This is a genomic window from Mesorhizobium waimense (assembly GCF_003601975.1).
Classification (GTDB): Bacteria; Pseudomonadota; Alphaproteobacteria; order Rhizobiales; family Rhizobiaceae; genus Mesorhizobium; species Mesorhizobium waimense.
Map to the genome: position 1 here is coordinate 1 of NZ_QZWZ01000202.1, position 547 is coordinate 547.

Here is a 547-nt window from a genome sequence, read left to right on the forward strand (position 1 = left end):
GAGCCGTTTCAACATCCCGACCGCGGCAAGAAGCGGGTCATAGCGGCGCGCCGAGCGGAACGTGAATGCCTGCAGGAAGACGCCGGCGTACTTATTGACGGTCGCATATTGTTCGGCTGCCACGGTCAGGGGTGATGCCTCGTTGACCTCGACCATCGACTCAAGTTCAGGCTTCATTCGGAGCAGCCGATGCCAACCAACTTCCTGATCAAGAACCTCCAATGCGTTCCGCCCATAATCGTTCGCGGATTGCAGGGCAGTGATCGTGTCGAGGAACATGCGCAGCGCCTTGGCAGTGTCCGTACGACCTTCCATATGCCGCTGCTTCTTGCGGCTGTTGGCTTGCGAGAACAGCCGACCCATGAGCTTGATGAACATCGTTACAGCGTCATCGGTGAGATTCTGGCCGAGCTTGATTGCTTGAGCCACGATCAGAGCGTGACGGCGACTTGCGTTGAAGTCGTTGGCAAGCCAAGCCGGCGTGGCGTTGCCTTCGCGGATCATCTGATCCCAACGTCCCGAAGATATGCGCGCTTGAAATTTCGGG

Annotated in this window: 1 pseudogene; it reads right to left on the reverse strand. The window is 58.0% G+C overall.

Features of this window, described 5'->3' with window-relative positions:
* Positions 1-547: pseudogene (locus D3227_RS40630) on the reverse strand (Tn3 family transposase); the annotation flags it as partial.